The organism is Desulfosporosinus sp. BICA1-9 (assembly GCF_000802135.1).
The window spans coordinates 1-6,080 of the sequence record NZ_JUEE01000139.1 but is presented as its reverse complement, the minus strand read 5'-3'; the positions used below and the strand labels follow the sequence as shown (position 1 = coordinate 6,080).

Below are 6,080 nucleotides of genomic sequence, written 5' to 3'. Positions count from 1 at the left end.
ATCCCTAACTTGAAGGGAGGTGAATAGAGTGGGTATCAAGCAAGCCAAACGTGAAAGCGATCCATCAAAGAGTACGAAGAAAAATTACGATGTTCTCGTCTCGAAGATCCCCTTGAGGCTTAAGTTGGAGCAACATGATCTCGTGGATCGCCTCCGGAAGGAGTCAGCTCGTCTCTGGAATGACATCTTGGATATTCATTGGTGGCTTTGGAGTTCGTATCGAGTCTGGAGTTCCGAGAGCCAAATGAAGAAGCTCTTTAATGCGAAAACGCATAAACTTCATGCCCAGACGATCCAAGCGACGATTGAACTTCATCAAGAAACGTGCGATCGGACCCGGGAGCAACGAGCTCAAGGAAACCTCGATTGGAAATACCCTTGGCGATATAAACAGTTTTTCTCGGTTAACTATAAGAAAATTGCTCTACGTCACCTAGAAAAAACCGATTCCATTGTCTTTTCGAATGGCCGAAATGAAGAGCCTTTGGTGATTAAACGACCGAAACATATTTCCTTTAATTCCATCCACTCAGCCGAAATCGTTTGGACATACAATCAGTATTGGCTTCACCTAGCCATCGAGAAACCGAAGATAGTCAACGTTACAGACTCCGGCATAGCCGGGGCTGATCCAGGGGAGATCCACGCGTTAACTCTAACGGATGGCAAAGAACATCTTATTCTCACCGCGCGAGAACTTCGGTCGTTGTATCGATCGAGAAATAAAGTCTTAGCTCAGCTTTCGAAAAAACTATCCAAAAAGCGTAAAGGGTCTAAGGCCTACTGGAAACTGGTTCGTAGGAAACAAAATTTCTTAGCTCAGATGTCCAGGAAGATTGACTATGTCTTGCATTGTCTCTCCAAAATGGCCCTTGATTGGTGTGTCGAACGTGGTATTAAGAAACTCTACTTAGGGAACCCTGACGGGGTTCAAAAAAGCTCGCGTAACAAGCGTTCACGTAAGGTGAATCAAAAGCTTTCGAATTGGCCGTTCGGTGAACTCCGAAAAATGCTCGAGTATAAAGCGAAACGACAGGGGGTCATCCTTGAGAGAATCAATGAGGCCTATACCACGGGAACCTGCCCTGTCTGTGGAACGTTCACTAAACAATCTTCAAGAAACTATGGTTGCCCAGCGTGTAAAGCAACAGGTCATCGAGATGTTGTCGGAGCGTCCAATATTCGAGATAAAGGCATAAATGGAGAGATCACCAAAGGCCGAGAAATGCCCAAGTATCAAGAAACAAAGTATCGTCGAGTCGAAGTGTGTCCACATCTTCGACAGTGGCGTAGTGCCCATGACCGGGCCGCGTGATGGTGTTAAGCCCATCACGTGATGAACTGGAGTGAACGTAAGACCTAGAGGCTCCGGCTGAAGGGCGGTTCTCAATGAAGGTTTAGAATCCCCCTCCTCTTAGCATGTGGCGTAGGTGGGGGAGTGTTCAAGAAAAACCAAAATGAGGTGGAGCCTTGCCAGAAACTTCAGAACCGACTTACCCTTTGAATCCTTTATGGACGAAGAAGTTCCTGCTTTTAATAGCTGCAAACTTTTCCGTCTATATTAGTTTCTATATGTTGATTCCCTCACTGCCCATCTATATTAAAGAGATAACTGGAAAGGAAGCCTTCTCCGGTTCGGCGATGGGAATATTCTTCCTAGCCGCTGTGCTTTTTCGTCCCTTTGCTGGACGTAATACTGATAATCTGCAACGCAAAGGCGTTTTTTTATTTGGTTTAGCCATCTTCTTTGTTAGCGCTTTGGCTCTCATCTGGACACCCACGCTATTAACCCTTTTGTTGGCTCGCTTTGTTCAAGGTTTTGGCTGGGCCTATTGCAACACTGCAGCTGGCACGTTGGCCAGCGATATTATTCCTAAACCTCGCTTTGCAGAGGGGATGGGATATTACGGTTTTTCTTTAAGCGTAGCCATGGGGATTGGCCCAGCATTGGGCCTCTATCTGATGCAGGGTTACAATTTCCAACTGATGTTTTATGTTTGTGCCGGGTTCGTGCTATTATCTTTTTTATTAGCAATTTTCATAAAACATAATAATAGCCGTTCGCCGGAAAAAAACCAGAACAAGCCCCAGAACAAGCCCCAGAACAAGCCCGCTGCAGTAGTAAAAACAGTGCTCTTAGAAAAGAAGGCCTTGCGTCCTTCCCTAGTGATATTCTTCCTTTCAATCAACTACGCCGCCATTATCTCCTTCTTGGCTCTATACGGCCAATTTCGTCAAGTGCCTGATATCGGGATTTTTTTCTTAGTGTACGCCATTAGTATTACCATTTCTCGACCTCTATTCGGTCGTTTAGCCGATCGTAAGGGATACGACATCGTTATAGTACCTGGGTTAATACTTTGTTCACTCACTCTGGTGATTCTTTATGTAGCTCAAACCCTGCCGGTCTTTATTTTAGCAGGTATAATTTATGGAATAGGCTTCGGTGCAGTCCAGCCAACGACACATGCCCTTTCTGTTTTGTATGTGCCGCTGGAGCGACGTGGAGCCGCTACCGCCACTTATTTCATGTTTTTAGATTTGGGTCTAGCTCTTGGCTCCATCTTATGGGGTGTTGTGGCTAAAGCAGTCGGATACGATGTCATGTACCTATTAGTAATCCTACCGACATTGGTTTCTCTACTCGTGTACCTGCTTTTTGCCCGCAAAAGCAAAATGCAGCAGGGGAATTTTGGTGGTTTAATTGAAGAAAATAAATCTACCTAAGGTGTACTCTGGGTTAATTACGAAAGACAAGCGTTCTTTTGAACGCTTGTTTTGTTTTATTTTTTCGGTATTTCATCTTTGGTGCGCCACCCAGGGATCGAACCAGGGACCTGCCGATTAAGAGTTTGACGACGTATATATTAACTAGAATGGTCTAACCTCAAAAAGCCTTATGTAGCAAGGATTACAAGTTTTTAAGAACTTACTGGCTTTCATCTAAAATCAGATAAAATCATCGTCGTAGGTGTACGGTAGGTGTATTTTATATGAGTGCAAAAGGAGACCTGAAAACTCAGCTCTCCTTTATTTTATACCAAGATAGGCTATTTACTTTCGTCCCTGTGCGCTTACATTTGCCTATGTGGATGGGTCAAGCATGGAGCTGATTTCATCAGCAATCAGAAGCTTAGGTTGCATGACAAGGCTTCGTGCAAGCGCTACCCGCTACCTTTGCCTCTTAAAGACCCTTTTTCTTTATGGTAAATATTTGTTGGCCTAATAAATTTCATTATTCCTAAGCAAAAATTTAATATTCATCTGTGATTTAATTTAGTATATTTTTCATTATAATTTTTATAGCATCTTACGAGTCATGGACAATTGGTTTAATCTTTCTACGTTTTTCAACCGTAAAGCAATCAATAATATTACTATCTATATCAAAAACCTTAAAAGATAGTATGCGGTCATAAACATCTACTACAACATAATGATAAATACCAAGGGGTCCGGTTAAGTTATTTCTGGTATCTGTGACATATCCATAAATATTTGCCCCTGCACCACCTGTAGTTATTTGTATAATATCATTTTTAAAAGTAGTATTAAATGCACCATTTATTACTCGCCTGCTGTAAATATGCTCATGTCCATTAAATAATGCTGTGACATTATATTTATCCAATATATCCCATAATAAATACCTTTCTATTGGATCTTGATCAAGGCAATCCCCAAAATGATGGCTAACAGGGAAAGCAGGTACGTGAAACATAACAAAATTGTACTTTTTATCACTGCTTTTTAATTTATCTTCCAACCAGTTTCTTTGCTTTTCTTCAATAACATAACCCTCATTTTTTATTGAACCTTCATTAGGAACATATTGGTAGTAATTTTTATTTTCTCTATTGGAATTTAAAATGATAAATCGTGAATTGCCATAATCAATATAATATACTGTTCTTCCATACCCCGGTAACTGTCCATCAGGTAAATAATCAAAAACATCATTGAAAGCTTCTTCATTTCTTTCATGATTTCCAATACAATTATAGAATCTGTTAATTGGATAATATTTTTCAACTATCTCCTTCCACTCTTCTAATGCCTTTTTGTTTGCCTCATAGCTTGAACTATGCTCATTCGCCATATCGCCACTAAATAAGAAAAACCCTGGCTGTATAGCAAATCTCTTTATTGTTCTTAAAATTTGTGCAAAGACAGCTTTGTTAACTCCTTCGTAATAACCTCTGCTATCACCAAATACAATGAACCTAAAGTTAATCTTTGAATCAGCATACTTTATATCTTCCATATAACCAACCCCTTTGAATTTTATATTGCTATATTATGGAAAAAATATTTGTTTGACATTAAATTCAGCGTAGAGATCTTGTTTTATGGATCAGTTCTAACATATTGTTTCTTAACGGCGAAAATGAACTATCCACTTCCTTATGGTAAAAATTCCATTACCTCAGTTTAGACCTGATTTTTATGACGGTTTGGAGAGTTCGAACCGTAGTTTCAGTTTTGAGTAATGATATCACCATGTGTAACCTTACACATGGTTGTGACTAACAAGGGAAACAGAGGATTAAGATATCCACACAATTACACAATGTTTTCTAGTAAGGTAAACAAGAACTTACCGACATGTACATTATTACACAATGTGTTTTTTAAAGAGTCCAACAGAGCTTACCGGGCACGTGTAGAACGTGGTTCGGCTCGATAGAAAACATCACTAGATGATGCAGAAGAACTCACATTAATTCTAACCCAATCGAAAAATATAACTACGATTTCGCCATAACAGTACGGACACTCTTCGTAGCGTCGGGGGTTATGGCGGGTTGAACAGGGGCGGGGGATCTGCGGATGTGGAGTATGAATACATTCAGTTATCTGATTCCATAGTACTTCCCTGTTTAGTAAGGGAAGTCAATTTCTCAATAAGTCTGGCTCTCATAGACTCAATCTCGATTGGTCCACCTTCCTTACCCGTGAATTCAACACGCTCACGCTTACCCCAACGTTCAGGATACCGCCGCTCAAGAAATGCTTGTGCCGCCCTCCAATCTTGAGGCATCTGTTTATGCCAAAGTTCCACTGCCCTAATTTCTGCCTGAGCCTCCGCTGCCTTTATAGCATTGAAAAAATTGAAATATTCACCTTTCTTGTCTTCCTCTCCTTGTCTCATCCAATGTCGAAAGGTGGTACAGGAAATGCTCGGCCATGCGAGCATCGTTCTAACACTTGACGCATACAGCCACGTACTGCCGGAGATAAAACAGGCCGCTGCTGCCAAATTAGACTTTTTATTTCAAGAAAAAAAGCCCTCCGTTAAGGAAGGACTTTAAGAAGAAAATGTAATTACTCAACCGTCAAAATTGGTACTTTTGGCGGTTGTTTTTATGCTTTTTTCTGTGGTAGGTGTACAGTAGGTGTATTTTATACTTTTACTGGAAACCTTAAAACCCTGAAAACCTTGATATAATTGGTGCGCCACCCAGGGATCGAACCAGGGACCTGCCGATTAAGAGTCGGATGCTCTACCAGCTGAGCTAGTGGCGCAACTTTATATACAATATTACAGTAATAAAAATTATTTAGCAAGGTTTATAATTATCTAGCAGAGCTGAAGCATGATATTTTTCGCAGTCAATTATTTTTCAATATTATACCAATTAGATGAATCGCTTAAGAAACTATGACTCATTAGCAAAGTTATACCTTAGTCTCACATCACTTTATGAAGACTGATCTGCCTAGAAACTAAATTATCTCACCACAAACAAACCCTAAAGGGGGCCATTAATTATTTTTGAAATTGTCATCCAAACGTTGGATGATTCTAACTTACCAATCTCCACTGGTAATTATTATCGATAACAATTGACGCTATACGGGTTAGATCCAGAACATCCGCTGTACATGCTTTAAAAATAAACTCTAACAAGCCATTGATCCCGAGTACGGCTACTTTTTTCTCTAGAAGCTCACTATGTACTAGCAAAACATTCATAAATCGACCGATTTGCATAAGGTGATGAAATCCTACCATGGCATTCCAATTGTAGGAAAAGCAGTGCTCATATTGATATCCTTGATGTTTCATAACCAAAAAG

5 protein-coding genes and 1 tRNA gene are annotated in these 6,080 nt (G+C 40.5%); 2 read left to right on the top strand and 4 right to left on the bottom strand.

The window, feature by feature from the left end; genetic code table 11:
• Positions 1-28 precede the first annotated feature (28 nt).
• Together JL57_RS16900 and JL57_RS16895 are read left to right on the top strand one after the other, a co-directional pair.
• Positions 29-1,315: a transposase gene (locus tag JL57_RS16900; protein WP_291300197.1), complete on the top strand. Its 1,287-nt coding sequence runs from the start codon at positions 29-31 to the stop codon at positions 1,313-1,315.
• A 155-nt stretch (positions 1,316-1,470) separates the two neighbouring features.
• Positions 1,471-2,727: an MFS transporter gene (locus tag JL57_RS16895; protein WP_291300196.1), complete on the top strand. Its 1,257-nt coding sequence runs from the start codon at positions 1,471-1,473 to the stop codon at positions 2,725-2,727.
• A gap of 583 nt (positions 2,728-3,310) precedes the next feature.
• On the opposite strand, the gene JL57_RS16890 is transcribed toward JL57_RS16895, so the two are convergent.
• From JL57_RS16890 to JL57_RS16875, 4 genes are all read right to left on the bottom strand, one after another.
• Positions 3,311-4,264, bottom strand: coding sequence for a metallophosphoesterase (locus JL57_RS16890; protein WP_291300195.1), 954 nt, complete (start codon positions 4,262-4,264; stop codon positions 3,311-3,313).
• 585 nt (positions 4,265-4,849) lie between these two features.
• On the bottom strand, positions 4,850-5,197 hold the full coding sequence (locus JL57_RS16885; RefSeq protein WP_034143186.1) for a valine--tRNA ligase: 348 nt from the start codon (positions 5,195-5,197) through the stop codon (positions 4,850-4,852).
• A 253-nt stretch (positions 5,198-5,450) separates the two neighbouring features.
• A tRNA-Lys gene (locus tag JL57_RS16880) sits at positions 5,451-5,526 on the bottom strand.
• A gap of 280 nt (positions 5,527-5,806) precedes the next feature.
• A partial coding sequence (locus JL57_RS16875) for a hypothetical protein (protein WP_034143185.1) occupies positions 5,807-6,080 on the bottom strand: 274 nt, incomplete at its 5' end.

Bases quoted from the DNA above. Each gene is read 5' to 3' on its own strand.
- JL57_RS16890 (WP_291300195.1), bottom strand. From the start codon at position 4,264: ATGGAAGATATAAAGTATGCTGATTCAAAGATTAACTTTAGGTTCATT.
- JL57_RS16885 (WP_034143186.1), bottom strand. From the start codon at position 5,197: ATGCTCGCATGGCCGAGCATTTCCTGTACCACCTTTCGACATTGGATG.